The sequence below is a fragment of the Hydrogenophaga sp. BPS33 genome (assembly GCF_009859475.1).
Lineage (GTDB): Bacteria > Pseudomonadota > Gammaproteobacteria > Burkholderiales > Burkholderiaceae_C > Hydrogenophaga.
Genome location: NZ_CP044549.1, coordinates 5,588,655 through 5,614,412, shown reverse-complemented (window position 1 = coordinate 5,614,412; position 25,758 = coordinate 5,588,655). Strand labels below are relative to the sequence as shown.

Annotated in this window: 29 protein-coding genes; 23 read left to right on the top strand and 6 right to left on the bottom strand. The window is 66.2% G+C overall.

Annotated elements, in window-relative coordinates:
- The first annotated feature begins 352 nt into the window (after positions 1 to 352).
- From flhD to F9K07_RS25925, 11 genes are all read left to right on the top strand, one after another.
- Positions 353 to 694, top strand: coding sequence for a flagellar transcriptional regulator FlhD (gene flhD / locus F9K07_RS25975; RefSeq protein ID WP_159596158.1), 342 nt, complete (start codon positions 353 to 355; stop codon positions 692 to 694).
- Positions 695 to 742: 48 nt separating this feature from the next.
- Positions 743 to 1,279: a flagellar transcriptional regulator FlhC gene (gene flhC / locus F9K07_RS25970; protein WP_159596157.1), complete on the top strand. Its 537-nt coding sequence runs from the start codon at positions 743 to 745 to the stop codon at positions 1,277 to 1,279.
- A 245-nt stretch (positions 1,280 to 1,524) separates the two neighbouring features.
- Positions 1,525 to 2,382, top strand: coding sequence for a flagellar motor stator protein MotA (gene motA, locus F9K07_RS25965; RefSeq protein WP_159596156.1), 858 nt, complete (start codon positions 1,525 to 1,527; stop codon positions 2,380 to 2,382).
- Between the two features lie 215 nt (positions 2,383 to 2,597).
- On the top strand, positions 2,598 to 3,647 hold the full coding sequence (gene motB / locus F9K07_RS25960; RefSeq protein ID WP_159596155.1) for a flagellar motor protein MotB: 1,050 nt from the start codon (positions 2,598 to 2,600) through the stop codon (positions 3,645 to 3,647).
- Between the two features lie 49 nt (positions 3,648 to 3,696).
- Positions 3,697 to 4,083 (top strand): chemotaxis response regulator CheY, encoded by a 387-nt coding sequence (cheY, locus tag F9K07_RS25955; protein WP_159596154.1) that lies wholly within the window; start codon positions 3,697 to 3,699, stop codon positions 4,081 to 4,083.
- A gap of 10 nt (positions 4,084 to 4,093) precedes the next feature.
- Entirely contained in the window at positions 4,094 to 4,723 is a 630-nt protein-coding gene (locus tag F9K07_RS25950) for a protein phosphatase CheZ (RefSeq protein WP_159596153.1), read from the top strand.
- Positions 4,724 to 4,964: 241 nt separating this feature from the next.
- Entirely contained in the window at positions 4,965 to 6,119 is a 1,155-nt protein-coding gene (gene flhB / locus F9K07_RS25945; protein WP_159596152.1) for a flagellar biosynthesis protein FlhB, read from the top strand.
- A complete protein-coding gene (gene flhA, locus F9K07_RS25940) occupies positions 6,116 to 8,191 on the top strand; it encodes a flagellar biosynthesis protein FlhA (protein WP_159596151.1) in 2,076 nt (691 codons plus the stop codon). Before flhB ends, flhA begins: the two co-directional genes overlap by 4 nt.
- The gene (gene flhF, locus F9K07_RS25935) at positions 8,188 to 9,711 is read left to right on the top strand and encodes a flagellar biosynthesis protein FlhF (RefSeq protein WP_159596150.1); all 1,524 of its coding nucleotides are present in this window, start codon (positions 8,188 to 8,190) and stop codon (positions 9,709 to 9,711) included. The genes flhA and flhF overlap by 4 nt, the downstream gene beginning before the upstream one ends.
- Complete coding sequence (locus F9K07_RS25930) at positions 9,704 to 10,471, top strand: hypothetical protein (RefSeq protein WP_159596149.1); 768 nt, start codon at positions 9,704 to 9,706, stop codon at positions 10,469 to 10,471. Before flhF ends, F9K07_RS25930 begins: the two co-directional genes overlap by 8 nt.
- A 2-nt stretch (positions 10,472 to 10,473) precedes the next feature.
- On the top strand, positions 10,474 to 11,193 hold the full coding sequence (locus F9K07_RS25925) for an RNA polymerase sigma factor FliA (protein WP_159596148.1): 720 nt from the start codon (positions 10,474 to 10,476) through the stop codon (positions 11,191 to 11,193).
- A gap of 177 nt (positions 11,194 to 11,370) precedes the next feature.
- Here F9K07_RS25925 and F9K07_RS25920 read toward each other — a convergent pair whose 3' ends face one another.
- The 6 genes from F9K07_RS25920 to flgA all read right to left on the bottom strand — a co-directional run bounded on the left by F9K07_RS25920 (position 11,371) and on the right by flgA (position 14,016).
- Entirely contained in the window at positions 11,371 to 11,760 is a 390-nt protein-coding gene (locus tag F9K07_RS25920) for a VOC family protein (protein ID WP_159596147.1), read from the bottom strand.
- A gap of 95 nt (positions 11,761 to 11,855) precedes the next feature.
- Positions 11,856 to 12,092: a hypothetical protein gene (locus tag F9K07_RS25915; RefSeq protein WP_159596146.1), complete on the bottom strand. Its 237-nt coding sequence runs from the start codon at positions 12,090 to 12,092 to the stop codon at positions 11,856 to 11,858.
- A complete protein-coding gene (locus tag F9K07_RS25910) occupies positions 12,079 to 12,273 on the bottom strand; it encodes a hypothetical protein (protein ID WP_159596145.1) in 195 nt (64 codons plus the stop codon). Before F9K07_RS25910 ends, F9K07_RS25915 begins: the two co-directional genes overlap by 14 nt.
- A 167-nt stretch (positions 12,274 to 12,440) precedes the next feature.
- The gene (locus F9K07_RS25905; RefSeq protein WP_159596144.1) at positions 12,441 to 12,818 is read right to left on the bottom strand and encodes a hypothetical protein; all 378 of its coding nucleotides are present in this window, start codon (positions 12,816 to 12,818) and stop codon (positions 12,441 to 12,443) included.
- 29 nt (positions 12,819 to 12,847) lie between these two features.
- Positions 12,848 to 13,162 carry a flagellar biosynthesis anti-sigma factor FlgM gene (gene flgM, locus F9K07_RS25900; protein ID WP_159596143.1) on the bottom strand — a complete coding sequence of 105 codons (315 nt, stop codon included), beginning with the start codon at positions 13,160 to 13,162 and terminating at the stop codon, positions 12,848 to 12,850.
- Between the two features lie 98 nt (positions 13,163 to 13,260).
- Positions 13,261 to 14,016 carry a flagellar basal body P-ring formation chaperone FlgA gene (gene flgA / locus F9K07_RS25895; protein WP_236581534.1) on the bottom strand — a complete coding sequence of 252 codons (756 nt, stop codon included), beginning with the start codon at positions 14,014 to 14,016 and terminating at the stop codon, positions 13,261 to 13,263.
- Between the two features lie 235 nt (positions 14,017 to 14,251).
- Here flgA and flgB point away from each other — a divergent pair, with 235 nt between their 5' ends.
- From flgB to F9K07_RS25835, 12 genes are read left to right on the top strand one after another with little or no spacing between them, the layout of a single operon-like run.
- Positions 14,252 to 14,665: a flagellar basal body rod protein FlgB gene (gene flgB / locus F9K07_RS25890; RefSeq protein WP_159596142.1), complete on the top strand. Its 414-nt coding sequence runs from the start codon at positions 14,252 to 14,254 to the stop codon at positions 14,663 to 14,665.
- A gap of 17 nt (positions 14,666 to 14,682) precedes the next feature.
- On the top strand, positions 14,683 to 15,087 hold the full coding sequence (gene flgC / locus F9K07_RS25885) for a flagellar basal body rod protein FlgC (RefSeq protein ID WP_159596141.1): 405 nt from the start codon (positions 14,683 to 14,685) through the stop codon (positions 15,085 to 15,087).
- Between the two features lie 19 nt (positions 15,088 to 15,106).
- The gene (locus F9K07_RS25880) at positions 15,107 to 15,769 is read left to right on the top strand and encodes a flagellar hook assembly protein FlgD (protein WP_159596140.1); all 663 of its coding nucleotides are present in this window, start codon (positions 15,107 to 15,109) and stop codon (positions 15,767 to 15,769) included.
- 52 nt (positions 15,770 to 15,821) lie between these two features.
- Positions 15,822 to 17,036 carry a flagellar hook protein FlgE gene (gene flgE, locus F9K07_RS25875; RefSeq protein WP_159596139.1) on the top strand — a complete coding sequence of 405 codons (1,215 nt, stop codon included), beginning with the start codon at positions 15,822 to 15,824 and terminating at the stop codon, positions 17,034 to 17,036.
- Positions 17,037 to 17,073: 37 nt separating this feature from the next.
- Positions 17,074 to 17,811 carry a flagellar basal-body rod protein FlgF gene (gene flgF / locus F9K07_RS25870; protein ID WP_159596138.1) on the top strand — a complete coding sequence of 246 codons (738 nt, stop codon included), beginning with the start codon at positions 17,074 to 17,076 and terminating at the stop codon, positions 17,809 to 17,811.
- 24 nt (positions 17,812 to 17,835) lie between these two features.
- Entirely contained in the window at positions 17,836 to 18,618 is a 783-nt protein-coding gene (gene flgG, locus F9K07_RS25865) for a flagellar basal-body rod protein FlgG (RefSeq protein ID WP_159596137.1), read from the top strand.
- A gap of 9 nt (positions 18,619 to 18,627) precedes the next feature.
- Positions 18,628 to 19,326 carry a flagellar basal body L-ring protein FlgH gene (locus tag F9K07_RS25860; RefSeq protein WP_159596136.1) on the top strand — a complete coding sequence of 233 codons (699 nt, stop codon included), beginning with the start codon at positions 18,628 to 18,630 and terminating at the stop codon, positions 19,324 to 19,326.
- Between the two features lie 40 nt (positions 19,327 to 19,366).
- The gene (locus F9K07_RS25855; RefSeq protein WP_159596135.1) at positions 19,367 to 20,482 is read left to right on the top strand and encodes a flagellar basal body P-ring protein FlgI; all 1,116 of its coding nucleotides are present in this window, start codon (positions 19,367 to 19,369) and stop codon (positions 20,480 to 20,482) included.
- A gap of 2 nt (positions 20,483 to 20,484) precedes the next feature.
- Positions 20,485 to 21,357 carry a flagellar assembly peptidoglycan hydrolase FlgJ gene (gene flgJ / locus F9K07_RS25850; RefSeq protein WP_159596134.1) on the top strand — a complete coding sequence of 291 codons (873 nt, stop codon included), beginning with the start codon at positions 20,485 to 20,487 and terminating at the stop codon, positions 21,355 to 21,357.
- 13 nt (positions 21,358 to 21,370) lie between these two features.
- Positions 21,371 to 23,287 (top strand): flagellar hook-associated protein FlgK, encoded by a 1,917-nt coding sequence (flgK, locus tag F9K07_RS25845; protein WP_159596133.1) that lies wholly within the window; start codon positions 21,371 to 21,373, stop codon positions 23,285 to 23,287.
- Between the two features lie 25 nt (positions 23,288 to 23,312).
- Positions 23,313 to 24,530 carry a flagellar hook-associated protein FlgL gene (gene flgL, locus F9K07_RS25840; RefSeq protein WP_159596132.1) on the top strand — a complete coding sequence of 406 codons (1,218 nt, stop codon included), beginning with the start codon at positions 23,313 to 23,315 and terminating at the stop codon, positions 24,528 to 24,530.
- A complete protein-coding gene (locus F9K07_RS25835; protein WP_159596131.1) occupies positions 24,527 to 25,726 on the top strand; it encodes an HDOD domain-containing protein in 1,200 nt (399 codons plus the stop codon). Before flgL ends, F9K07_RS25835 begins: the two co-directional genes overlap by 4 nt.
- The last annotated feature ends 32 nt before the right edge of the window (positions 25,727 to 25,758 follow it).

The following is a 25,758-nucleotide window of genomic DNA, read 5'->3' as shown; positions in this document are numbered from 1 at the left end:
CCCATTTGGAAGTTCGTTGAGTCAATTTCGGTGATGACTGGAGATTCTTGAGGTTTGACCGCGCCACAACGGGCCAATAAACCGGTGTGTTTGCCGTCTGTTCAAGGCTTTGCCGTGCAGCGGCCTGGTGCCTTGTCCCTCGCCCGTTCGTGCGGTGCATCACGAAAAGCGCCCAACTGAACACCAAAGATGTAGGAATCTGGATGACAGGGGGGTATTGCGCACCTGACGGTGTGCGCAGCCATTCGCCGATTCAAGTTTTTTTACCCGTCGACACAATTCAACACATCGAGTCAGCACATGTAAACGCAACGCCCACACGGCGGTGCCCACCGAACGAAGGACCCTCACCATGGACAACGACCAAATCCTCGCCGAAATCCGCGAAGCGAACCTGACCTACCTCATGCTGGCGCAGAACCTGATCCGCAAGGACCGCGCCGAAGCGCTGTTCCGCCTGGGCATCACCGAGGAAGCCGCCGACCTGCTGGGCATGCTGTCTACCGCGCAATTGCTCAAGATCGCGTCGAGCAACATGCTGCTGTGCCGCTTCCGTGTGGACGACGATCTGGTGTGGAACCTGCTGACCAGCCACAACGTGAAGAAGGTGGACAACAGCACCACCACCCAGCTGCACGCCAGCATCCTCATGGCCGGCAAATTCGCCGAATCCATGGCGGCCACGGCGCACTGATCGCTGTCTCGTTTTCCTCTCACGCCGTTACATCTCCAGGAGCCGACCATGGCCGCAGGCAAAAGCATCCTCAACGAATCGCGCGATATCGAACGCGCGGTGGCCCTGATCCAGCTGGGCGCGCGCCTGCAGGTACTGGAGTACGAAACCAGCCTTTCGTATGAACGGCTGTTGCGGCTGTACAAGGAAGTCGCGGGCAAGTCGCCGTCCAAGGGCCAACTGCCTTTCTCCACCGACTGGTTCCTGACCTGGCAACCCAACATCCATTCGTCGCTGTTCCTCAACATCCACGAATACCTCTCCAAGACCAGCGAGCTCGAAGAGATCGACACGGTCATCAAGGCCTTCCGCCTCTACAGCGACCAGATGACGGCCAGCGCCGTCGAGCCCTTGCTCTCCGTCACCCGCGCCTGGCGCCTGGTGAAGTTCGTCGACAACGGCATGCTGACCCTGACCAAGTGCTCCTGCTGCGGCGGCCACTTCGTGAGCGAGCCCTATGAGAACCGCCACTTCGTCTGCGGCCTGTGCCAGCCGCCGGCACGTGCCGGCAAGGGCGGTGCTTCAGGCGGTCTGAGGTTGCACTGAATGGGGCTCCCCCTGCGCCGCCTTCGGCGTCACCCCCAGGGGGCAATGCCTGCGGCCTGGCAAAGCCTGTTCCGCGGCATTTCTGGATGAAGACACTTCTCCTCAACGCTTGAAATGGACCCCGATGCGGGTCCATTTCGCGTTTATGGCTCCCCTCAATCGCCCCTAGAGTTGACCGATAGAAAACACATCCGTCCAAGTTGCGCGTGCGTGGGTGCGCCGCGTCCTCTTTCAGGCCCAAGAACATGTTTGTCATCATCGGTTTCGTCGTCTCGATGCTTTGCATCTTCGGGGTGTTCATCTTCCACGGCGGCAACATCGGCGTGGTGCTCAAGGCCTTGCCTTTCGAGCTGACCACCATCCTCGGCGCGGCGCTGGGGGCCTTCCTCATCAACAACCAGATGAAGGTGGTCAAGGCCTCGTTCAAAGGGTTGGCCCAGTGCTTCAAAGGTAGCCACTACACCAAGGCGCGCTACATGGAACTGCTGGCCCTGATGTTCGACATCCTGCAGAAGGCGCGCAAGGAAGGCCTGATGGCGATCGAGCAGGACGTGGAGAACCCGCACGAATCGGCGCTGTTCAAGAAGTACCCGGCCATCGCGGCCGACCACCACCTGGTCGAGTTCATCACCGACTACCTGCGCATGATGGTATCGGGCAACCTCAATGCGCACGAGATCGAGTCGTTGATGGACGCGGAAATCGAAACCCACCACCAGGAAGCCCATGCCCCGGTGGCGGCCATCGGGCGGCTCGCCGGCGGCCTGCCGGCGTTCGGCATCGTGGCGGCCGTGCTGGGCGTGGTGAACACCATGGGCTCGGTAGGGCAGCCGCCCGCGGTGCTTGGCGCCATGATCGGTTCGGCCCTGGTCGGTACCTTTCTGGGCATTTTGCTGGCGTACGGCGTGTTCGAGCCGCTGGGTGGCCTGCTCGACCAAAAGGTGGAGGAGGGCAGCAAGGAACTGCTCTGCGTGAAGACCACGCTGCTGTCCAGCATGCAGGGCTATGCCCCGCTGACCGCGATCGAGTTCGGCCGCAAGGTGCTCTTCGTCGACGTGCGGCCGACATTCACCGAGCTGGAGGCGCATGTCAAAAAGAAGTGAGGAACACCCCCCTGCGCCGCTGCGCGGCTTCCCCCCTCCGTGGCGCGCCTTCGGCGCTTCGAGGGGGGACGGCCTCTCGGGCCGGCGCAGCCGGACCCTTGATGCCTGTGGGTTCAGGCCCGTTCGCCGGAGAGAGCGTGGTGCCTCGGGGCAGCCAAGCCGGACCCTTGGTGCCTCTGGGCGGGGTTGCTTCTCTCGTCACATAGGAGCTCGTCATGGCGGGTGATGGAAAGAAGCTGCAACCGATCATCGTCAAGCGCATCAAGAAGAGCGGCCATGCCGCTCACGGTGGTGCATGGAAGATCGCCTATGCCGACTTCGTGACCGCCATGATGGCGTTCTTCCTGCTGATGTGGCTGCTGGGCTCTACCGCCAAGGGCGAGTTGCAGGGCATCGCGAGTTACTTCCAGTCGCCAGTGAAGGTCTCGCTCATGGGCGGCCCGGGCACCGGCAACAGCAGCAGCATCCTGCCCGGTGGCGGGCGCGACCTGAGCAAGTCCTTCGGCCAGATGGACAGCGGCGATTCCGAACGCGCGGCCAAGCTCATCGGTGCCCAGATGGCGCGCGCCGACCAGGCCCGCAAGGATGCGATGCGCATGGAGGCGCTGGAGCGCAAGATTTCCGCCGTGATCGCGCGCAACCCGAAGCTCTCGGAGTACGGCTCGCAGATCCAGCTCGAAAAGACGCCCGACGGCCTGCACATCCAGATTGTGGACGACCAGCAGCGGCCCATGTTCGACACCGGCAGCGCTTTGGTGAAGCCCTACATGCGCGACATCCTGCGCGAGATCGGAGCGGCCATGGGCGATGTGGAGAACCGCATCGCGCTGGCCGGCCACACCGACGCCACGCCCTACGGCAATGGCGACCGCGGCTACAGCAACTGGGAACTCTCGGCCGACCGCGCCAACGCCTCGCGCCGCGAACTCGTGGCCGGCGGCCTGCCCGACGACAAGCTGCGCCGCGTCGAAGGCCTGGCATCGAGCCGGCTGCTGCGCGCGGACGCGCCCACCGACCCGATCAACCGGCGCATCAGCATCGTGGTGATGACCCAGGAAGCCGAAGAGCGCATGCTGCCACAGGCGGCGCCACCGCCGGTGGCGGCCCAGGCGCACCCCGCCGCCAAGGCCGTGCCGGCCGTGGTCGCACCCACCGAGGCCGCGCGCCCCATGCCCGTGGGGGCCAAGCCCGGGGGCGCCATTGCGCTGCCGGCGCTTCAGATTTCCGGTGAAGTGACGAAATTCCCAACACAAAGCGGTGGCTGATGCGATCGCCGCGCCATTCCCTGATCCTTTCCTCCCACGGAGGCCTTGCATGTCCACCCCGATGAAATTCCTGATCGTTGACGACTTCTCCACCATGCGCCGCATCGTGCGCAACCTGCTCAAGGAGATCGGCCACGTCGACGCAGACGAAGCCGAAGACGGTGCGATTGCGCTGAACAAATTGCGCAGCGGCAATTTCAACTTCGTCGTCTCCGACATCAACATGCCCAACATGAACGGCTTCGAGCTGCTGGCCGAGATCAAGAAGGACGAGAAGCTCAAGCACCTGCCGGTGTTGATGGTGACGGCCGAGGCGCGCAAGGAAGACATCGTGATGGCCGCGCAGAACGGCGCGGCGGGCTACATCGTCAAACCCTTCACCAAAGCCACGCTGGAAGACAAGCTCGCCAATATCTTCAAGAAACTTGGCTTGTGAGGTCCGCACCATGCAAGAAGAACAACAACCCAAGGACGAAGCCGCCGGCAACCCGGACATGTTTCGCCAACTCGGCTCGATCACCCGGCAACTGCACGAGGCCCTGAAAGAGCTGGGCTACACCGACAAGCTCAAGGGCACGGTGGATCAATTGCCCGACGCCCAGAGCCGCCTGTCGTACATCGCCCGCCTCACCGGCGAGGCGGCGGAGAAGGTGCTCAACCACGTGGACGAAGGCAAGGCGGAACAAGCCCGGATCGCCGAGCGCGGCCGCCAGTTGGCCGACACGATCAAGCGCGTGCCGGGCCTGGCGCGCGCCATGCCCGAGTTGCTGGAATGGTCCACCGACATCGTCGACCTGAGCGAAAAGTCCGACGCGCGCCTGACCGACATCATGATGGCGCAGGACTTCCACGACCTCACCGGCCAGGTGATCGGCCGCGTGGTGCAACTCGCGGGCACCATCGAAGAGCAACTCCTGGGTCTGCTGCTGCAGGCGGCCCCCTCCGGCCAACCTGGGCAGGACCATGTGATCGCGGAGCCCGCGCTGGCAGGGCCCGTGGTCAACCCCGAGGGGCGCACCGATGTGGTGAACGATCAGCAGCAGGTGGACGATCTGTTGGCCTCACTGGGTTTCTAAGCCCAAGCCTCCATGAGTGCGCGGATGCTGGTGTTCTGCGCAGCGGGGTAAAGGAGGAGCCGCCCTCCCGGCGGCGGGGGACACCCGCGGAGCAGAGCACCGGCGTTCGCGCGCCCGCGAGGTGCAGGCCCGAAGCGCAACGCACAGAAAGAGAAAAGACGGGATTCACCCCGTCTTATCCCCCTTTAGTTTTTCCCCGCGGATTCCAGAATCGGATGCACCGATCGAGTGAACCCGCACCATGGAATCCAGCCAGGACAAGAACCTACCCGCCACCGCGCAGCGCCTGAAAAAGGCGCGCGACGATGGCCAGGTGCCCAAATCCCGGGACCTGTCCAACCTGGCCGTTCTCGGTGGCGGCGCGGTCGTGCTCATGGCACTCGCACCCATGGGCTTCGAAAAACTGCGCAGCGCCCTGCAAGGCCAACTGCGCTTCGACCGCCAGACCCTGCTCAAACCCGAACTCGCCACCGAACGCCTGGTGGACGGTTTCGCGCAGGGCCTCATGCTCTACCTGCCGCTGGGCGTTCTCGTGCTGGCCATCGCGCTGCTCACCGCCTTCGTCTCCGGTGGCTGGGCTCTGAGCACCAAACCCCTCATGCCCGACCTGAGCCGCATCAACCCGCTCAAAGGCATCGGCCGCCTGTTCTCCAAGCAGCAGCTCTTCGACACCATCAAGCTGGCCGCCATCTCCGCCATCGTCGGCGTGGTGGCCTGGCAATTCATCGCCTCGCACGTCGAGCTCTTCGGCACGCTCGTCATGCAACCCCTCGAATCCGCGCTGGGCCAGCTGGGGCATTGGCTCGTGCTCGGCGTGGGTGGCCTGCTGCTGGTGGTCGCGATCGTCGCCGTGATCGACTTTCCCGCGCAACGCTTCCTGCATGCGCAACGCCTGAAGATGTCGCTGCAGGAAGTCAAGGACGAACACAAGCAGTCCGAAGGCGACCCGCTCATGAAAGGCAAGCGCCGCCAGCGCGCGCGCGAAATGGCCCAGCGCAACAGCATCTCGGCCGTGCCCAAGGCCGACCTGGTGGTGATGAACCCCACCCACTACGCCGTGGCCATCCGCTACGACGACGCCACCATGTCCGCGCCGCGCGTCATCGCCAAGGGCGCCGACCTGCTGGCCATGAAGATCCGCGACGTTGCCAAGGCGAACCAGGTGCCGGTGCTGCAGTCGCCCATGCTGGCCCGTGCGCTCTACGCCCATGCCGAGATCGACGATGAGATCCCGTCCGCGCTCTACACCGCCGTGGCGCAGGTGCTGGCCTACGTCTACCAGCTCAAGGCCGCCCTGAAAGGCCAGGGCACCATGCCCGCCGAACAGCCCGTGCCGGTCGTGCCGCCCGAACTCGATCCGCACTTCAAGAAAGCCGCCCAGGAGGCTCCCGTATGAACTTGCAGCAACTGCAGCAATGGTTCCAGCGCAATGCCGGCTGGGCCGGCGGCCTGGCCGCCCCCATGCTGGTGATCACCATCCTCTCCATGATGGTGCTGCCCCTGCCGCCCTGGCTGCTCGACACCTTCTTCACCCTCAACATCGCCACCGCGCTGGTGGTGATGATGGTCGCGGCCTACATGAAGCGCCCGCTGGACTTCTCGGTGTTCCCCACCGTGCTGCTGCTCACCACGCTGCTGCGGCTCTCGCTCAACGTGGCCTCCACCCGCGTGGTGCTGCTCGAAGGCCACACCGGCCCGGGTGCAGCCGGTGCGGTGATCGAGGCCTTTGGCCATTTCCTGATCGGCGGCAACTTCGCCGTCGGCTTCATCGTCTTCGCCATCCTGGTCGTGATCAACTTCGTGGTGATCACCAAGGGCTCGGAGCGTATTGCCGAGGTGTCGGCACGCTTCACCCTGGACGCCATGCCCGGCAAGCAGATGGCGATCGACGCCGATCTCAACGCCGGCCTGATCGACGAGAAGGAAGCCAAGCGCCGCCGCGCCGAAGTGGGCGACGAGGCCGAGTTCTTCGGCTCCATGGACGGTGCGTCCAAGTTCGTGCGCGGCGATGCGATCGCCGGCATTCTCATTCTCTTCATCAACATCATTGGCGGCTTCATCATCGGCATGGTGCAGCACGGCCTCTCGGCCGGCCAGGCGGCGGACAACTACATCCTGCTGGCCGTGGGCGACGCGCTGGTGGCGCAAATTCCCTCGCTGCTGATCTCGGTGGCCGCGGCCATGGTGGTCGCGCGCGTGGGCAAGGACGAAGACCTGGGCGTGCAGGTGGTCGAGCAGATGTTCGCCTCGCCCAAGATTCTGGGCATCACCTCGGCCGTGCTGTTCATGCTCGGCATCGTGCCCGGCATGCCACACGGGGTGTTCCTGTCCTTCTCCGTGGTCACGGGTGGCCTCGCCTGGTGGCAGATGCGACGACAGAACCAACCGGCGCCCGAGCCCGAAGCGCCCGCGCAGCAAGGCGATGGAGAAGCCACCTGGGACGACCTGCAGCCGGTCGACCTGCTCGGACTGGAACTGGGCTACCGCTTGATCGCGATGGTCGACAAGACCCGCCAGGGCGACCTGCTCACCCGCATCAAAGGCGTGCGCAAGAAGTTCGCGCAAGAGGTCGGTTTTCTGCCGCCCGCCGTGCACGTGCGCGACAACCTCGAACTGCGCCCGGCGGGCTACCGCATCACGCTGCGCGGCGTGGTGGTGGGCGAGGGCGAGGTGTTCCCCGGCATGTTCCTGGCCATCGACCCCGGTGGCATCAACACACCCCTGATCGGCACCCCCACGACCGACCCGGCCTTTGGCCTGCCCGCGCACTGGATCGAAGAAAAGCAACGCGAGAACGCGCAAATGGCCGGTTTTACCGTGGTTGATTCCGAGACCGTGCTGGCCACGCATCTTTCACACTTGATGCAAGTCCAGGCCGCCAAGTTGCTGAGCCGGACGGAGACCCAGGATCTGGTGGAACACGTCACCCGCCTGGCCCCCAAACTGATCGAAGAAGTCGTGCCCAAAATGGTTCCCGTCGCCACCTTCCAGAAAGTTCTCCAGCTGCTGCTGGAAGAGTCTGTGCATGTGCGCGACATCCGCACCATCATCGAATCGCTGGCCGAGCACGCGGCCCACACCACCGACCCGGTCGAACTGGCCCGCCGCGTGCGCATGGCGCTCTCGCCGGCCATCGTGCAGCAGATCTACGGCCCGGTGAAGGAGCTCGAAGTCATCGCCATTGAACCGGGTCTTGAGCGCCTGCTGATGCAGGCCCTCGCCGGCGGCCCCAACGGCGCGCTCGATCCCGGCGTGGCCGAGATGCTGAGCAAATCCGCCACCGACATCGCCAACCACCAGGAAGAAAAGGGCGTGCCCGCCTGCCTGCTGGTGCCTGACGCCATCCGCAACGCCATGTCCCGCCTGCTGCGCCGCGCCGCGCCGCGCCTGCAGGTGCTGGCGCACAGCGAAATCCCTGACACCCACCTGATCCGCATCGGACCGATCCTCGGAGAGCTCGCCTCATGAACATCCAGCGTTTTACCGCCCCGACCTCGCGCGAAGCCATGAACAAGGCCCGCCGTGCCTTCGGCGACAGTGCCGTCATCCTCTCCACGCGTTCGAGCGCCGAGGGATTTGAGGTGATGGCCGCTGCCGAAGAGAGTCTGGCTTCGCTGGCCGAACATGCTGCCGAGACCGCCGCGCCAGCCACCCGCGCCGCGCAGCGCCAACAGGCGGCCACGGCCAGCGCGCCAGCCTCCGTGGCCAAGGACACCGAAACCATGGCCATGAGCACGCTGTCGTTCCAGGACTATGTGCGCGAGCGCATGCTGCGCAAGCGCCGCGAAACGCTGGCGGGCACGGGTACCGCGCCCGCTGCCACGCCTGCTGTCCCACCCGTTGCCGAGCCGGTGCGCCGCGCGCCGGTGGAAGTCACCCCCTTGCAGCAAGCCGTGATGGCCCCCAGGTCCGAGCCGATCTCCATCCCGGTGCAGCGCTTCAACGAGCCCGAGTTCCTCAACACCCGCTCGCCAGCCGCCACACGCCACCCGGCCTTCGAGGACTCGCAGCCCTCCACGCGTTTTTCCAGCACCGGCGACAACCGCATGGCGGTGGAACTCTCGGCGCTCAAGGAAATGATCGAAGAGCGTTTCAACACGTTGGCCTGGATCGGTTCGTCCAAGCAGGACCCGATCCAGTCCAACCTGATGCACAAAATGATCCGTGCCGGCTTTTCGCCCGCCATGTCGCGTGCCGTGCTCGAGCGCGTGCCGAGCGAGGCCGGTGCGGCCGAAGCCGTGCGTTGGTTGATGGACGTGATCACCCGCAACCTCAAGGTCGCAGCACCCGGCGCCGGTTTGTGCGACGAAGGCGGTGTGGTCTCCCTGATCGGCGCCACCGGTGTCGGCAAGACCACCACCGCCGCCAAGCTGGCCGCGCAGTGCGTCAAGCAATACGGCGCCGGCAGCGTCGGCATGGTCACGCTCGACACCTACCGCGTCTCCGGCTTCGAGCAGCTGCGCGCCTATGGCCGCATGCTCGGCGTCGTGGCCCATCTGGCGCACGACCGCGCCGCGCTCAAGGACCTGCTCAACCTGCTGTCCAACAAGCGCCTGGTCATCATCGACACCGCCGGCCTGGGCCAGCGCGACCAGCGCATCCAGGACATGCTGGACGTGCTGGACATCCCTTCGGTCAAGAAGACGCTGGTGCTCAACGCTGGCGCGCAAGGCGACACGCTGGACGAAGTGCTGAACTCGTTCAAGGCCAAGGCCTTGCACGGCGTGGTGCTCTCCAAGGTGGACGAGGCCGTCAAGCTCGGCCCGGCGCTGGATGCGCTGGTGCGCCACCAGGTGACTTTGCGCGGTGTGGCCAACGGCCAGCGCGTGCCCGAAGACTGGAAGAACCCCGATGCGGCCGCACTGGTGCGCCAGTCCATGGGCACCCAGGGCAAGTCGGCCTTCGACCCGAACACCACGACCGACATGGGCTATTTCTTCGCACAGGCGTCCAGCCGCGGCATTCACCTGGGGGCCTCGCATGTTTGAACCCGGCTTCGACCAGGCCGCTGGCCTGCGGGCCGAGCCGAGCGTGGCGGGGCCGGTGCTGATGCCGGTGGCCAGTCCGGCGCAGCCCGAGCGCGGCTACGAATGGCTGTGCACGCTGGCGTCCAGCCTCAGCGCCGAGGGGCGCACGGTGGCCATTGTCGACGGCACGGCCAACGAATCCCGCAGCAACGACCAGGGCCTGATGCGCGCACTGCAAGACCCTTCCATCGCGAACCTGGAGCGTCCGGTGGACGAGGCTGCCGACTGGCTGGTGTTGCCCGGCGCAGCCGGCTTGCAAGCCTTGCTGGAAACGGCGCGCACCGCTGGTGCTTCCAGCGCGATTGCGCGCCTGCTCGCTCCGTTCGCCGCCGGTGTCGTGGTGCTGCTGTTCGCACCAGCCCATGCCTTGGCCAGTCTCTTGCAGGACTTGAATGCGCGCACGCTGGTGCCGGTGGTCGAGCAGCCGCAAGCCAGCATCGACGCGTACGGCGCGGTCAAGTTGCTGGCCGCCGCCGACGTGCTGCCGGTACTGGCACCGCTGGCCGCCTCCCAGGCCGCTGCATCCGCGTTGCAAACGGTGGTGCACAACGTGATCGATACCGCCGAGCGCCATTTGCACCTCGCGCTCGATTGTTGGCCCGCCCACAGCTGGGCCCTGCGCGTGCAGGAAAGCGCCATCCCAAGGCCGGCGCGCGCCTACCCTGCGCACGGCGTCCACGGTGTGTTCGCACCCGCCGCCGCCCCTTCTCTCTGGAGCTGACGATGTACACCGCCAAAGGCACCCTCGACCGAGACGATCAACTGCGCAAGTACAGCCCGCTGGTGCGCCGCCTGGCGCACCATATGATCGCCAAGCTGCCGCCCAGCGTGGAGCTGGACGACCTGATCCAGGTCGGCATGATCGGCCTGACCGAAGCCATCGCGCGCTTCGAACCCTCGCAGGGCGTGCAGTTCGAAACGTTCGCTAGCCAGCGCATCCGTGGCGCGATGATCGATGAGCTGCGCGATGGCGACTGGATGTCGCGCGGTTCGCGCAAGAGCCAGAAAGACATCGAACAGGCCGTCAACCGCCTGCAGCAGAAGCTGCACCGCGTGCCACGCGAAAGCGAGATCGCCGAGGAAATGGGCATGGGCCTGGCCGACTACCAGCACCTGCTGGCCAAGGTGCGTGGCACCCAGCTCGTGTACCTGGAAGACATCAGCGGCAATGGCGGTGACGACGAGGAGGGCTTTCTCGACCGGCACATGGGTGACAGCGAGGCCGATCCGTCGGCCAAGCTGCAGGACCACCGCATGCGCACCGCGCTGGTGGCGGCGATCAAGGTGCTGCCCGAGCGCGAGCAGCAGATCATGTCGATGTATTACGAGCACGACATGAACCTGAAGGAAATCGCCGCTGTGCTCGGCGTGACCGAGTCGCGCATCTGTCAGCTGCACAGCCAGTCCATCGCGCGGTTGCGCGCCAAGCTGCGCGCGCATTAGCTGGAAGGGACTCCCCCCTGCGCCGCTGCGCGGCCTCCCCCCTCTGTGGCGCGCCTTCGGCGCTTCGAGAGGGGACGGCATCTTGGGCCGGCGCAGCCGTCCCTCGATGCCTCTGGATGGAGTCACGCGCGCCGGAGAGGCAGTGGCATCTTGGGCTGGCACGCCCGCTGCGCGGCCTCAGCTTGCCCGCCGGGCATAGCTCACCGTGAGCATCTCCCATTGGTGCCCATCGGGCTGATTCCAGTAGACGATGCGCCCGCCGTGGGCGGTGTCGACCTGGGCATCCACCGGCCCATGCACCGTGCTGCGGTACGGAATGCCTGCGGCCTGCAGGCGTGCGAGGATCGCGTCGAACTCGCCATCGCTCACACGGAAGGCGAAATGGATCTGGGGCACCGGTTCCGGCCACTCGTCGAAGTCGAGCGTGAGGCCGTCGTTGACGTAGACCGGCGCGAAGGCGCCGATGCCGGTCGATGACCAGGGCACGTCGAGCAGTTCGGCAATCTGCCGCGCAGCGGCGAGCTTGTCGCGGGAGGGCACCAGCAGGTGGTCGAGCTGAGCAGGCATCGGGGCTCCTCGGAGGTCGGACAAAACAATGCTATGTCCTGTGGGCTCCGTCAAGCGCAGAAATGGGCCGCGAAAAGCGCTCCGCTTGACGGTACTCAGCCTTGCTGACAGAGCGCGCCCGGCCGTTCCCAGCCCGTGCCGTGGCGCGGCCATTCGACCAGTACGCCGTCGCGGGTCTGTGCCACGACGCGGCCGTCGATGCGGTCCAGCGTGCCTTTGTGCAGGCGGTTGACGCGGGCACCAGCGGCGAAGCGAGGGGCGCGGAAAAACGAGTTGAGGAAGGCGATTAGTCGGTGCGTCGGCGTGACTGCCGCGGCTTCAAAGCGCGCCATAGAAGCGCTGCCCGCGGCGGGCGCGGTCCCATTGGCGTTGCATGTTTTCCAGTTCATGCAGGCTCGTGGCGGTGCTGAGGTGCGCTTCGAGCCCGTCGGAGGCGCCCGCGGCGGCACGTTGGAAGAAGTGGCGAAGGGCAAGCGCCAGTCGAGGTGCCCAGGAGTTGGTTGGCGTGTTCATGGTCTTCAGATTGGGGAAAACCCGTATTTTCAAGGGTAAACCCTGATAAGGCCACCTGCATCAGGACAACTAATGGCGTATCAGCGTGCGCCTTTCAAGGCGTGAAAGGTAGGTGCCGCTGGACGCAAAAAAGCCGGCAATGCCGGCTTGGTATGAAGTTTGAAACCTCAGGCGGTCAGAAAGCCGCGGCCGGCGCCTCGCAGAGTGGAAGGTTTGACCATCCGGCTGTACGTGGGCTGGCGTCGCGGGTCCTGCTGCGGCAGCAGGCTTGCGACGGCGCGCTCGTTTTGGGCGTTTGTGCGCAGCACCGCCTGGCGCAGTTGGGCAAAACGTTGTGCGGCGTTCTGGGTGTCGCGGCGCAGGGCGCTGTCGGGGTTGGCGAAGTCTGGCGTTTTCGGCGCTTGCTGCAGCACCGCCTGCATGGCCGCGCTGGCCTGTTCCACGCCGGGCGCGTCGCCGCGCAGCAAGGCCGCCTGGAGCGCATCGAGTTCTGCCTGCAACGATTCGATCCAGGGATGGGAGGAGGTCGTTGCGGCAGTCGTCATGGCGTGTTTTCGATGGACAGGTGGGTGGATCAGGCCCGCACGCCGTTGAGCATTTCGGCGGCGTTGGACAGCATCTTGTCGGCGATGGCCTCGGCGTTCACCTGGAACGTTCCGTTGGCAATCGCCTGTTTCATGGCTTCGACCTTTTCGGCGTTGAAGACCTCGCTGCTCGCACCAGCGCCCATGGCCGAGACGGTGGAGGACGACAGCGTCACGGTCACGCCGGCCGGCTGCGGCTTGAGCGCCGCGCTCGGCTCGACGCCGGCCACCGGTTTGTCGGCTGCCTTCTGGGGGCCGCCCGCCACGGAACCTATATAGGAATCGGGTGAAGAATCGACTTTCATTTCACGCTCCAAACCCCGTTGTCAGGGTGATGTGTGAGAACTATCGACCCTGTGGCCAGGAACTTTAAGAACTTTTGTGCCGGTGTGCAGGCATTCCGTCACAGTGCCATCTCCACGGTCTGGTCTTCCTGCACCTCGCCCACGACCACGCGGCCATTGGGCAGGCGGATGCGGGCGGATTGCCCGACCAGGCCCACGGTCAGTGCCTGGCCGGTCACGGAAACGCTGAAACCGTTGCCGCCGCCGTTGACGCGGACCTGCGCGCCGGCATCGAATGCCTTGGCCGGACGCACCATGTTCTGGCGGATGGCCAGCCCGGGTGTGAGCGGGAACGCGGTTTGTTGCCCCACCCACAGCTCGGGCCGTGCCAGCACCGTCACCGGTTGGGCGGCCCAATCCACTTCGGCCAGTTCGGCGTCGTCTTGAGTGAGGGTGGCACCCGCGTCCACTGGCCGCTTGATGACCCAGGCCGGACCGAACGCCTTGACGGTCACCGGCAGGTAGACGTTCCAGCGCGCGCCTTCCACGCAGCGCAGGCCGATGCGGCTGCGGCCCCAGAGCCGCGAGCCGCGCGGCAGGTGCGGCTCCACCTTGGCGCAGGGCGCCAGGCGCAGGCGGCGGTCGAGTTCGCCGATCTCCACTTCGGTGCGCAGAGGAAGGCTGCCGTCGCTGGGCAGGGCTGCGTCCAAGGCGGGCTGAAGCCAGTCGCGCGCGGTCTTCTCCAGTTCGGTGGTCGCATCCTGGCCCGCGTGCGCGAGGCCCAGGCCCGACAGCATGGCCCACACCACGCAGGCACAGGCCCGCAGCCAGCGCCGCAGCATCTGCAGGAGGTGGTGCGACAGCGTGGGGCGCATGGCGAGCTCCGGTGGAGGTGAAGATGGGGATGGGGCATGGACGCCTGGCGCCCATGGACTCAGGGATGCACTGTAGGCCGGAGCCGGGCCGGACAAAGCCGGGAAATGGCTTGAAAAGCAGCGTTTGTTCCGCCCATTGGCGACCCTCAAGATTTTCATAATTCCTCCAACCCCTGGTGCCAGGGCCTTTTCAAGAGGCCCGCTGCCAGGCTCTTTCACAAGGTTGGAGTTGCACATGCTTGAACAGATGACCGGCCGGCTGGACTTCCATGCCAATGCCTTGCTGTTGCGCTCGCAGCGCCAGCAGGTGATCGCCAGCAACATTGCCAACGCCGACACACCGGGCTACATCGCGCGCGACTTCGACTTTGCCGAGGCATTGCGCAATGTCTCCGGCATGCAAAGTGGTGCCGCGGCGGGCGTGGCACAGACCAGCGCGCAGCACATGCAGCTGGGCACTACCGGCGCCGGCCCGGCCCGCCCCGACCTGGCCTACACGGTGCAGACACAACCCAGCCAGGACGGCAACTCGGTCGACCTGGACCGCGAGCGCGCCAACTTCGTGGACAACAGCGTGCGCTACGAGTCCACGCTGCGCTTCATCAATGGCCACGTGAAGACCATGTTGAGCGCGATCACGGGCCAATGAGCTGAAAGGAATCTGCCATGTCGATGTTTTCCATCTTCGGCGTCTCGGGCAGCGCGGTCAGCGCGCAGTCCCAGCGCCTCAACGTGGTGGCCAGCAACCTGGCCAACGCGGATGCCGTGGCCGGCCCGGACGGCCAGGCCTACAAGGCGCGCCACATCCTGTTCCAGACCGTGGCCATGGGCAACGACGGCAGCGCCGGCGTGAAGGTGCAGAACATCGTGGAGAGCGATGCGCCCGGGCGCCGCGTGCACAACCCCGCGCACCCCAGCGCCGATGCCGAAGGCTATGTGACGCACGCCAACGTGAACCCGGTGGAGGAAATGGTCAACATGATCTCGGCCTCGCGCTCGTACCAGAACAACGTCGAGGTCATGAACACCGCCAAGTCGCTGTTGCTCAAGACCCTGCAGATGGGGCAATGACCCTGGAAAGACCTGAACCATGTTCATGACCCCTCTCGATCTCAGCAACCTCGGCACCGCCGTGGGCAGCACCACGGGCTCTTCGGCCAAGAACAGCATGGACCCGAAGGCCTCGCAAGACCGCTTTCTGAAGCTGCTGGTGGCGCAGCTGAACAACCAGGACCCCTTGAACCCGATGGACAACGCGCAGATGACGACCCAGATGGCGCAGATCAACACGGTCAGCGGCATCCAGGAACTCAATGCCACGCTCAGCAGCATGGCCGCACAGTTCTCCTCGCAAACCGCGTTGCAGGCCACGACGCTGATCGGCCGCGAAGCGCTGCTCCCGGGCGATCAGCTGACGTTCAAGAACGGCCAGGGCAAGGCGGCCTTCTCGCTCGACGCCAAGGCCACGGATGTGAAGGTCGACATCATGGGCACCAACGGCGAGGTGCTCGACACCATCGACATGGGCGCGCTTGGGCCCGGCCTGCACGGCTTCGACTGGGACGCCGAAGGCCTGGACCCGTCCCAGGTCAAGGGTTTCAAGGTGCGCGCGCTCGACGGCAACGCCGGCGTGGACACGGTGTCGCTGCAGCGCATCTCGGTCGACTCGGTGAGTTTCTCCGGCGGCTCCATCTACATGCTGCTGCAGGACGGCACCACCCGCGCCTACAACGACGTGCTCGCGTTCATGTGAGCACCTGACCTCTTCTTCGCCACACCCCTTTCCCCTCCCAAAGGACATCACCATGGCATTCCAGCAAGGACTCTCGGGTCTGAACAGCGCCAGCCGCAATCTCGACGTGATCGGCCACAACATCGCCAACGCCAACACCGTGGGCATGAAGAGTTCGCGCGGCGAATTCGGCGAGCTTTACGCCAGCGCCTTGAACGCGGCCGGCGGTGTGAACTCGGGCATCGGGGTGGCGCTCACGACGGTGTCGCAGCAGTTCACCCAGGGCAACATCAGCGTCACGGGCAACGACATGGACGTGGCCATCAACGGCTCGGGCTTCTTCGAACTGACCATGCCCAACGGTTCCGTGGCCTACAGCCGCGCCGGCATGTTCAAGCTCGACGCCGATGGCAACGTCATCACCAACAACGGTGCCAACCTCATGGGCTACCCGACCTCGCCCGATGGCACGCGCCTGAGCTTCGACACGCAGCCGCTGCGCCTGCCCACGGGTGGTCCGATTCCCGCGCGGCAAACCGCCAACATCGTCGCGGAGTTCAACCTCGACGCGCGCGCGCCGGTGGCGGCCACGCAGACGCCGCCCACGCCGCTGTCCACCTACGGCACCTCGCTGATCGCCTACGACCCGCAGGGCCTGGAAGTGCCGGTGTCCCTGAGCTTCGAGAAGATCGGCAACAACCAGTGGAACGTGTACACCGGCGTCAACGGCGCCGACCCGGCCCTGTCCACGCCGTTCGCGGTCAGCTTCCTGCCCGACGGTTCGCTCGACCCGGCTTCCGTCATCCCGCCGCTCACCCTGACCTCGCCCAACGATCCCGCGGTGACCTTCAGCGTCGACCTCGACTTCAGCGGTGCCACGCAGTTCGGCACCAACTACGCCGTGAGCGATCTGGACCAGGACGGCTACGCACCCGGCCAGTTCCTCGGCCTGAAGATCGGCGAAGACGGCATGGTCACCGGCCAGTATTCGAACGGCGAGACCCGCGCCGCCGGCCAGATCGCCCTGGTCAACTTCCGCAACCCGCAGGGCCTGCAGCCCACCGGGGGCGGCAACTGGGCGGCCACCTTCACCTCGGGCGCACCGCTGCACGGCGAACCCGGCACCGGCAACTTCGGCGCGCTGCGCTCGGGGGCGCTGGAAGATTCGAACGTCGACATCACCGCCGAGCTGGTCAACATGATGGGCGCGCAGCGCAACTACCAGGCCAATGCGCAGACCATCAAGACGCAGGACCAGGTCCTGAGCACCTTGCTGAACATGCGCTGATCAAGCCACGCGTTTGAACTGAACGAAGGAGCCGTGCATGGACAAGATGATCTACACCGCGATGACGGGCGCGAACGCCGCGCAGTACCGCCAGCAGGTGTTGGCCAACAACCTGGCCAATGTGTCCACGCCGGGTTTCCGTGCCGAGCTGGACGCTTTCCGCTCGGTGCCGGTGCGCGGCGACGGTGCGAGCACGCGCGTGTTCGCGCTCGAGGCTACCTCGGGCCATTCCGATCTGCCCGGCTCGGTGAGCCAGACGGGCCGCCTCCTCGATGTGGCCGCGCGCGGCAACGCCTATTTCGCGGTGCAGGGATTGGACGGCACCGAGGCCTACACCCGCGCCGGTGCGCTGGAAGTCGACCCCAATGGCACGCTCGTCAACCCCGCGGGCCTGCCCATGCTGGGAGACGGTGGCCCGATCGTGGTTCCCGAAGGCGCACAGGTGAACATCGCCACCGACGGCACGGTGAGCGCGCGTGTGGGCCAGCAGCCACCGCAAACTGTGGGCCGGCTGAAGATGGTCACGCCCGATCAGGACAACCCGCTGCGCCGCAGCGAAGACGGCCTGTTCCGCGGGCCCCAGGGCGATGCCTTGCCCGCCAGCGACGTGGCCCGCCTGGAAAGCGGCTCGCTCGAAGGCTCCAACGTCAACCCCATGGAAGCCATGATCGGAATGATCGCCGTGGGCCGCCAGTTCGAGGTGCAGATGCGAATGCTGCAGAACTGCGAGACGAACGACAAGACCGCATCTCAGTTGCTGAGCATGAACGGCTAAACACTTTCCTTCGCGGAGCACACCATGATCAATTCCTTGATGATTTCCAAGACCGGGATGCAGGCCCAGCAGATGAAGCTGGACGTCATTTCCAACAACCTGGCCAACGTCGCCACCACCGGCTTCAAACGCGCCAACGCCGTGTTCGAAGACCTGATGTACCAGAACCTGCGCCAGGTCGGCGCGAACACCGCCGAGCAGGCCACCTTGCCCACCGGCTTGCAGGTGGGCCTGGGGGTGCGCACTGTGGCGACCGCGCGCAATTTCACGCAGGGCACGGTGCAACAGTCGGACAACACGCTCGATGTCGCCATCAACGGCAACGGCTTTTTCCAGGTCGAAATGCCCGACGGCACCACCGCCTACTCGCGCGACGGCAGCTTCAAGGCCGATGCGCAAGGCCGCATCGTCACCAACAGCGGCTTTCCGCTCACGGCCGGCATCACGATACCGGCCGGCGCGCAGGGCATCACCATTTCCGCCGATGGTGTGGTCACCGCGAAGATGCCGGGCACCACCACGCCACAGCCGATCGGCAACATCGAACTGGCCAGCTTCATCAACCCCGCCGGCCTGGAGCCGCTGGGCCAGAACCTGTTTGCCGAGAGCGTGGCCTCGGGCGCTCCCATCAACGGCGCACCCAATTCGGTGGGCATGGGCAGCCTGATGCAGGGCTACACGGAAGGCTCCAACGTCAACGTGGTGCAGGAACTGGTGGAGATGATCGGCACCCAGCGCGCGTACGAAATGAATTCGAAGGCCATTCAAACCTCTGACCAGATGCTCCAGCGTCTGAGTCAGCTGTAAGGACATCCCATGCGTTTGGCATTCCTTCTGTCGTTGGCTGTTCTTGCCACGGGCTGCGAAACCTTGCAGCGCACGCCCAAGGTCGATCTCGCGCCCGCGCAGCCGGTGCAGTACGTGCAGCAGCAGCCCGTCCTGCTGGCCGCTCCCGCCGTCACGCAAGCCCCCACCGGCAGCCTGTTCCAGGCGGTGAGCTACCGGCCGGCGTTCGAAGACCCGCGCGCGCGCCTGCCGGGCGACACCCTCACGGTGCAGATCGTCGAACGCATCAGCGCGACGCAAAAATCCTCTTCGTCGGTGGACCGCAACGCCAGCGCGTCGGCCGGCGTCTCGGCATTGCCCTTGCTCAACCCCGGCGCGTCCGTGCTGGGCAAGCTCAACCTGGGTGCGAATTCGTCCAACAACTTCGAGGGGGGGGGCGAGACCGAGAACGCCAACAACTTCACCGGCTCCATCACCACCACGGTGCAGGAAGTGCTGCCCAACGGTCATCTGGTGGTGGTCGGCGAGAAGCAGATCGGCGTGAACCAGAACGTGGACGTGCTGCGCTTCTCCGGCACGGTCGACCCGCGCCAGATCCGGCCGGGCAATGTGGTGCCGTCGGCGCAGGTCGCCAATGTGCGCATCGAGTCGCGAGGACGCGGCCAGCAAAACGAAGCGCTTTCAATTGGCTGGTTGGCACGGTTCTTTTTGACCGTTCTCCCGTTCTGATGCCGGGGCATCATCGGCCCAGATCCCTTGGACCCATGAAATGACTATCGACCGCTTCTTTCGATTCTTGATGGTTTTGTGCAGCGTGCTGGCTTGCGCGGCGGCCTCGGCACAGGCCATCCGCATCAAGGAAATCGCGGCCGTGCAAGGCGTGCGCAGCAACCAGCTCACGGGTTATGGCCTGGTGGTGGGGCTGGACGGCACGGGTGATCAGACCACGCAGATGCCCTACACCTCGCAGAGCCTGAACAACTACCTGCAGCAACTCGGCCTCACGCTGCCCCCGGGCACGAACATGCAATTGAAGAACGTGGCGGCCGTGATGGTCACCGCGCAACTGCCGGCCTTTGCCCAGCCCGGTCAGGCCATCGACGTGACCGTGTCTTCCGTCGGCAATGCCAAGTCGCTGCGCGGCGGCACGCTCGTCACCACGCCGCTCAAGGGCGCGGACGGCCAGATCTACGCGCTCGCACAAGGCAACCTGCTGGTGGGAGGCGCGGGCGCATCGGCCGGTGGCAGCAAGGTGCAGATCAACCACCTGAGCGCCGGCCGCGTGCCCGGTGGTGCTCAGGTCGAACGCGCGGTGGCCACGCCGTTCGCGCTGGGCGAGACCATCGACCTAGGCTTGAATTCGAACGATTTCCAGACCGCCAGCCGCGTGACCGATGCGATCAACCGCGTGATGGGCCCGGGCACGGCCAGCGCCATGGACGGCCGTGTGGTGCGCCTGCGCGCGCCGGCCCATCCGAGCGATCGCGTGAGCTTCCTGGCCAAGGTGGAAGACATCCGCCTCGACGCCGTCATTCCCACCGCGCGCGTGATCATCAACTCGCGCACCGGATCCATCGTCATGAACCAGGCCGTCACCTTGGGTGCTTGCGCGGTCGCGCACGGCAACCTGTCGGTGAGCATCAGCTCCACGCCGGTCATCAGCCAACCCAATCCGCTCTCGCGCGGGGAGACCGTGGTGGCCGAAAAGGCCAACATCCAGATCAGCCAGGACAAGGGCGCGCTCATCAAGCTGGACACCGCGCCGCAACTCTCCGAGGTGGTGCGCGTGCTGAACACGCTGGGCGCGACGCCCCAGGACCTGCTGGCGATCCTGCAGGCCATCAAGGCATCGGGGGCGCTCAATGCCGAGCTGGAAGTGATCTGACCATGAACGCGCCCCGTCTCGCTCCCACCGGCCTGGCCGCCGACCCGACAGCGCTCAACGCGCTGCGCCTGGGCGCGGGCAAGGGCGGGGACGACAAAGCCGCGATCAAGGAAGCCGCCAAGCAGTTCGAATCGCTCTTCATGCGCGAGCTCATCAAGAGCATGCGCGAGGCCACGCAGAAGTCGGGCCTGATGGACAACGAGGGCAGCGACCTCGGGTCCGACCTGCTCGACCAGCAGTTCGCCGTGCAGCTCTCCGGCTTGCCGGGCGGTCTGTCCGAGGCCATCGAGCGCCAACTCGGCCGCCAGATCGCGGCCGCCGGCAACCCGTCCGAGGCCCGCGCCAACGCCTTCGTGAGCGGGGGCGATACCAGCAGCACCGTCGGCCGCGCCAGCGCCGGCCCGCGCCAGGCCGGCTTCGTCGAACAGCACAGCCAGGCGGCCGCCGCGGTGGCGCGCGAGTCCGGCATTCCGGCCAGCTTCATGATCGGCCAGGCCGGCCACGAAACCGGCTGGGGCCGCAGCGAAATCCGCCACGCCGACGGCTCGCCTTCGCACAACCTGTTCGGCATCAAGGCCACCGACAGCTGGAAGGGCAAGGTGGCCGAGATCACAACCACCGAGTACGTCAACGGCGAGCCGCGCAAGGTCACCGCCAAGTTCCGCGCCTACGACTCGTACGCCGACTCGTTCCGCGACTACGCGCGCCTCATCGGCAACAGCCCGCGCTACGACGGCGTGATGGACCAGCTGCATTCGGTGCAAGGCTTTGCCAGCGGCTTGCAAAAGGCCGGCTACGCCACCGACCCGCAATACGCCGCCAAGTTGAGCCGCGCGATCAACACCACCCTGAGCCTGCAGCGCGCACAGGGCTGAGGAAGAACACCACATGTCTGCCCTGAACATCGGCTCTCGCGCCCTCAGTGCCAACCTGGCCGCCCTGCAGGTCATCGGCAACAACATCGCCAACGTCAACACGCCGGGCTACTCGCGGCAGAACGTGCTGCTGCAGACCTCCGGTTACCAGCAGATGGGCAATGGCTTCTTCGGCAAGGGCATGGAAATCGCCACCGTCGAACGCTCGCACAACCAATACCTCACGATCGAAGCGCAGAAGGCCGGCTCGGTGGCCGCGGCAGATGCGCTGCGCTACGCGCGCCTGCAGCAACTCGAAAGTGCCTTCCCCACGGGCGCGGCAGGCCTGGGTGCGGCGCTCAACGAAATGCTCAACGCCTGGACCGACGTGTCCTCCTCGCCCGGCAACCTCACCGCGCGCACGGTCGCCATCGCCAAGGGCGAAGAACTGGCCTCGCGCCTGCGCAACACGGCGGGGCAACTCGATTCGCTGCAAAAGACCACCTTGGCGCAGGCCGAGGGCTCGGTCAGCACCATCAACGCGCTGGCGAAAGACCTGGCCAAGATCAACGGCAAGATCTCGGAAATCGGCGGTGGCGGCGCGCACACGCCCAACGACCTGCTGGACCAGCGCGACAAGATCCTCGCCGACCTCAACAAGCAGGTGCAGACCACCAGCATCCAGGCCGACGACGGCACCGTGAGCGTGTTCGTGGCCGGCAGCCAGCCGCTGGTGCTGGGCGCGCGCGCGAACGAGCTGGCCGTGGGACGCGACAGCACCGACACCGCCCGCCTGGCCTTGTCCTTCGTGCAGGGCGGCGTGAAAACGGCCGTGCCCGAGAGCAGCCTGGGCGGCGGTGAACTCGCCGGCCTCATGCGCTTCATGAACAGCGATCTGGTCGACGTGCAGAACCAGCTCGGCCGCATGGCGCTGGCCACGGCCTACACCGTCAACCGCCAGCACCAGCTGGGCGTGGACCTGCAGGGCAACCCCGGGGGCAATTTCTTCGTGCCGCCCGCGGCCGCCAAGGGTTTGCCGATGGTAGGCAACAACGGCAGCGCCGAGGTGAGCGCCACGGTGGCCGACCCCACGGCGCTCGTGGCGTCCGACTACGAACTGCGCTTCGAGACCGGCGGCATGAGCGTGGTGCGCCTGTCCGACGGCACCAGCACACCGGTCACGTCCTTGCCGGCGCAGGTCGATGGGCTCACCTTCAACCTGGACAGCGGCGTGGGCCAGCCGGGCGACCGCATCCTGATCCGTCCCTACGAGGCCGCCGCGCGCAACCTGCAGGTGGCCATCGGTTCTCCCGACAAACTCGCCGCCGCAAGCCCGGTGATGGTCACGCCCGGCGCCGGCAACTCGGGCGGCCTGAGCGTGGAAAGCCTGTACGCCTCATCGGCATCCGCCAACCTCACCGACCCGGTCACCATCACCTTCCTGGCCGACGGCAGCTTCACCGCCACCGGCCTCGGCCCGGGCAATCCCGCGCCCGACAACCCGGGCCCGCCACCGAGCTACAACTTCAAACCCGGCGAATCCATCACCCTCAACGGCTGGAGCCTCACGCTGCGCGGCAACCCGGGCACGGGCGATACCTTCAGCATCGGCGCGGCGCCACCCGGCTCGGTGGCGCAGAACGCCGGCAACGCCACCGGCATGCTCGCCTTGCGCGACATGCCCACTTTCGACGGTGTGTCCTTGTCCGACGGCTACGTCACGTTGTTCGCCGACATCGGCACGCGCGTGCAGGGCGCGGAATTCGCGGCCAGCTTCTCGGCCAACGTCGCCACCACCGCCGAGACGGCGCGCGCGAACGTGGCCGGCGTCAACCTCGACGAAGAAGCCGCGCGCCTGCTGCAGTTCCAGCAGGCCTACCAGGCATCGGCCAAGTTTCTGCAGATCGCCCAGAGCACGTTCGACAACCTTCTTCAAATCGTCGGCCGCTGAGCACGCCTGAACCCGAGGAATTCCCATGCGAGTCTCTACCGCCAACAGCTACGACAACACCATCGCCCTGCTCACCCGGCGCCAGGCCGAACTGGCCGCGCAGCAAGAGCGTGTGACCACCGGCATGCGCGTGCGCAAGGCGAGCGACGACCCGGTGGCGGCCACGCTCGCGGAGACTGCCGCCAACCGCCTTGCGCGCACCCAGTCCGACTTGCGGGCGCTGGAGGCTTCGCGCGCCAGCCTGCAGCAGGCCGAAAGCGGTCTGGCCGAGTCGGGCGAACTCATCCAAAAGGTGCGCGACCTGCTCGTCACCGCCGGCAATGCCACCTTCACCGACGCCGAGCGCGAAGACGTGGCCAAACAACTGGAAGGCTTGCGCGAGCAACTCATTGCCGTGGCCAACCGCACCGACAATTCGGGTCGCACGCTGTACGGCGGGCTGGGCGGTTCTTCCGTGCCCTTCGCCGACCTGTACGGCCCCAGCGGCAATGGCGTGCAGTTCGACGGCCAGCGCGGACAGGCCGCGGCCGGCAACAACGCCTTGCCCTCCGCGCTCGATGGCGACGCCATCTGGATGCGCGTGCCCCAGGGCAACGGCAGCTTCACCGTGGGCCTGCCCAACAGCAACACCGGTGGCGTCAGCACCGACATGGGCAAGGTCACCGATGGCGCGCTGGTCACCGGCGACAACTACGACATCACCTTCGCCGAGGTCGGTGGCGTGATGCAGTACACCGTGACCAACACCACCACCGGCACGCCCGTGCCCGGCCACACCGGCCAGCCCTACGTGGCCAACAAGAGCATCGAGTTCGACGGCATGTCGCTGGAAATGCGGGGCATGCCCACCGCCGGCGACGTGGTCGAACTGCGTCCGGTGACCACCACGACCGACATCTTCTCGGTGGTGCAAGGCGCGATCGACGCGCTGCGCTACACCGGTGCCAACCAGAGCGCGCACCAGGCCCAGGCCATGGCGCGCGCGATCACCGAGGTCGACGCCGGACACGACCGCGTGCTCGCCGCGCGCGGCCGCGCAGGCGAGTGGCTCAACCGCGCCGACTCGCTCAACACCCAGATGGAAGACCGTTCGGTGGCCCTCAAGGCCGAGAAAGCCGGGCTCGAAGAGCTCGACATGATCCAGGGCCTGAGCGACCTCGAAAGCCAGCGCATTGGCTTTGAAGCCGCGATCAAGTCCTATGCCCAGGTGCAACGCCTGTCCCTGTTCTCTGCCATCGGATGACCAACCGAAACACCGTTCTCGACAGCATCGCGCTCGGCTACGAGCCGGTGTGGAACCGCGCGCGCGAACTCGCCGCGGTGCGCCTGGGCGCGCGCGCCGTGCACCCCGAATCCATCGACGCCGCCCACCTCATGCAGGCGCTGGGCGACGACTGGCCCGAGAGCGCGCCCGTGCTCATCCTGTCCATAGACAGCCCGCGCCTGTTGCAGCAAGCGCTCGATTGCGCGCCGGTGCACAACACCTGGCTGGAAGTGCCGGGCGGCTTGTTCGAAACCCCCGAGACCGCGGGTCGGCTGAAGGCCGCCGCGCGGCGCGGGCACAAGCTCTTGCGCCGCACCGAGCTGGCCGCCGTGCGCGGCGAGAACTTCGCCTTGACCGACATGCGCAACCTGTTGCGCCTGGGCGCCGAGTCCGCGCCACCCGGTCTGGTGGGCCAGCTCGTCGAAGGCGTGGCCACGCAAATCCTGGCGCGCCAATGCCTGGACGACGCCGGCGCCTGGGGCGTGCTGGGCTGGCCCGATGGCGACGTGCTGCACAGCCACCGCCACCAGCCGATGAACTACGACGCCGCCGTGATCCAGCAGATCCTGATGGCGATCGGCGACGAAGACTGCTCCATCGAACACCTCGAGCGCCTGGTGCGGCAAGACCCGGTGCTGGTCTACCGCATCCTGCTGCTCGTCAACTCCGCTGCCTTTGGTGGCCGCCACGAAATCGGTTCGCTGCGGCACGCGCTGATGATGCTGGGCTTTCGCGAACTCGGCCGCTGGCTCGCCGAGCAGTTGCCGCACAGCGAGCCCGACCGCGACCTGCACCCCGTGCGCTACGCCATGGTGATGCGCTCGCGCCTGGCGCAACACCTGCTGGCCACCGGTGCGGAAGACAACCTGCGCGGCGAGGTCTACACCACGTCCGTGCTGTCGCAGCTCGACCGCTTGCTGCACCAGCCGCTCAACGACCTGTTGATGCGCCTGCCCCTCTCCGGCCGCGTGTTCGATGCCGTGCTGCGCCAGGACGGGCCTTACTTTCCCTTGCTCGACGTGGCGCGCGCGCAGGGCGAGCCGGGGCAACTGCACCGCCTGCCGGCCGTTTGCCATCGGCACGACATCAGCCTGGAAGACGCCAACCGCGCGCTCATCCGCATGCTGGCCACGAGCCGGCACCACGCGGGCCGACGCTCCGAACGTTTGACATAGCACGTGTCGCGTGGATCGCGGCGCTACGATAG

What these genes read in the sequence shown, in the direction of transcription:
- F9K07_RS25835 (WP_159596131.1), top strand. Translation starts at nt 24,527, where the DNA reads ATGACCAACCGAAACACCGTTCTCGACAGCATCGCGCTCGGCTACGAG.
- flgJ (WP_159596134.1), top strand. Translation starts at nt 20,485, where the DNA reads ATGAACGCGCCCCGTCTCGCTCCCACCGGCCTGGCCGCCGACCCGACA.
- motA (WP_159596156.1), top strand. Translation starts at nt 1,525, where the DNA reads ATGTTTGTCATCATCGGTTTCGTCGTCTCGATGCTTTGCATCTTCGGG.
- flhB (WP_159596152.1), top strand. Translation starts at nt 4,965, where the DNA reads ATGGAATCCAGCCAGGACAAGAACCTACCCGCCACCGCGCAGCGCCTG.
- F9K07_RS25925 (WP_159596148.1), top strand. Translation starts at nt 10,474, where the DNA reads ATGTACACCGCCAAAGGCACCCTCGACCGAGACGATCAACTGCGCAAG.
- flhD (WP_159596158.1), top strand. Translation starts at nt 353, where the DNA reads ATGGACAACGACCAAATCCTCGCCGAAATCCGCGAAGCGAACCTGACC.
- flgB (WP_159596142.1), top strand. Translation starts at nt 14,252, where the DNA reads ATGCTTGAACAGATGACCGGCCGGCTGGACTTCCATGCCAATGCCTTG.
- F9K07_RS25880 (WP_159596140.1), top strand. Translation starts at nt 15,107, where the DNA reads ATGTTCATGACCCCTCTCGATCTCAGCAACCTCGGCACCGCCGTGGGC.
- F9K07_RS25950 (WP_159596153.1), top strand. Translation starts at nt 4,094, where the DNA reads ATGCAAGAAGAACAACAACCCAAGGACGAAGCCGCCGGCAACCCGGAC.
- F9K07_RS25910 (WP_159596145.1), bottom strand. Translation starts at nt 12,273, where the DNA reads ATGAACACGCCAACCAACTCCTGGGCACCTCGACTGGCGCTTGCCCTT.
- flgE (WP_159596139.1), top strand. Translation starts at nt 15,822, where the DNA reads ATGGCATTCCAGCAAGGACTCTCGGGTCTGAACAGCGCCAGCCGCAAT.
- flgA (WP_236581534.1), bottom strand. Translation starts at nt 14,016, where the DNA reads ATGCGCCCCACGCTGTCGCACCACCTCCTGCAGATGCTGCGGCGCTGG.
- flhC (WP_159596157.1), top strand. Translation starts at nt 743, where the DNA reads ATGGCCGCAGGCAAAAGCATCCTCAACGAATCGCGCGATATCGAACGC.
- flgC (WP_159596141.1), top strand. Translation starts at nt 14,683, where the DNA reads ATGTCGATGTTTTCCATCTTCGGCGTCTCGGGCAGCGCGGTCAGCGCG.
- flgG (WP_159596137.1), top strand. Translation starts at nt 17,836, where the DNA reads ATGATCAATTCCTTGATGATTTCCAAGACCGGGATGCAGGCCCAGCAG.
- F9K07_RS25855 (WP_159596135.1), top strand. Translation starts at nt 19,367, where the DNA reads ATGACTATCGACCGCTTCTTTCGATTCTTGATGGTTTTGTGCAGCGTG.
- F9K07_RS25920 (WP_159596147.1), bottom strand. Translation starts at nt 11,760, where the DNA reads ATGCCTGCTCAGCTCGACCACCTGCTGGTGCCCTCCCGCGACAAGCTC.
- flgM (WP_159596143.1), bottom strand. Translation starts at nt 13,162, where the DNA reads ATGAAAGTCGATTCTTCACCCGATTCCTATATAGGTTCCGTGGCGGGC.
- F9K07_RS25860 (WP_159596136.1), top strand. Translation starts at nt 18,628, where the DNA reads ATGCGTTTGGCATTCCTTCTGTCGTTGGCTGTTCTTGCCACGGGCTGC.
- motB (WP_159596155.1), top strand. Translation starts at nt 2,598, where the DNA reads ATGGCGGGTGATGGAAAGAAGCTGCAACCGATCATCGTCAAGCGCATC.
- flhF (WP_159596150.1), top strand. Translation starts at nt 8,188, where the DNA reads ATGAACATCCAGCGTTTTACCGCCCCGACCTCGCGCGAAGCCATGAAC.
- flgL (WP_159596132.1), top strand. Translation starts at nt 23,313, where the DNA reads ATGCGAGTCTCTACCGCCAACAGCTACGACAACACCATCGCCCTGCTC.
- F9K07_RS25930 (WP_159596149.1), top strand. Translation starts at nt 9,704, where the DNA reads ATGTTTGAACCCGGCTTCGACCAGGCCGCTGGCCTGCGGGCCGAGCCG.
- flgF (WP_159596138.1), top strand. Translation starts at nt 17,074, where the DNA reads ATGGACAAGATGATCTACACCGCGATGACGGGCGCGAACGCCGCGCAG.
- F9K07_RS25915 (WP_159596146.1), bottom strand. Translation starts at nt 12,092, where the DNA reads ATGGCGCGCTTTGAAGCCGCGGCAGTCACGCCGACGCACCGACTAATC.
- flhA (WP_159596151.1), top strand. Translation starts at nt 6,116, where the DNA reads ATGAACTTGCAGCAACTGCAGCAATGGTTCCAGCGCAATGCCGGCTGG.
- cheY (WP_159596154.1), top strand. Translation starts at nt 3,697, where the DNA reads ATGTCCACCCCGATGAAATTCCTGATCGTTGACGACTTCTCCACCATG.
- F9K07_RS25905 (WP_159596144.1), bottom strand. Translation starts at nt 12,818, where the DNA reads ATGACGACTGCCGCAACGACCTCCTCCCATCCCTGGATCGAATCGTTG.
- flgK (WP_159596133.1), top strand. Translation starts at nt 21,371, where the DNA reads ATGTCTGCCCTGAACATCGGCTCTCGCGCCCTCAGTGCCAACCTGGCC.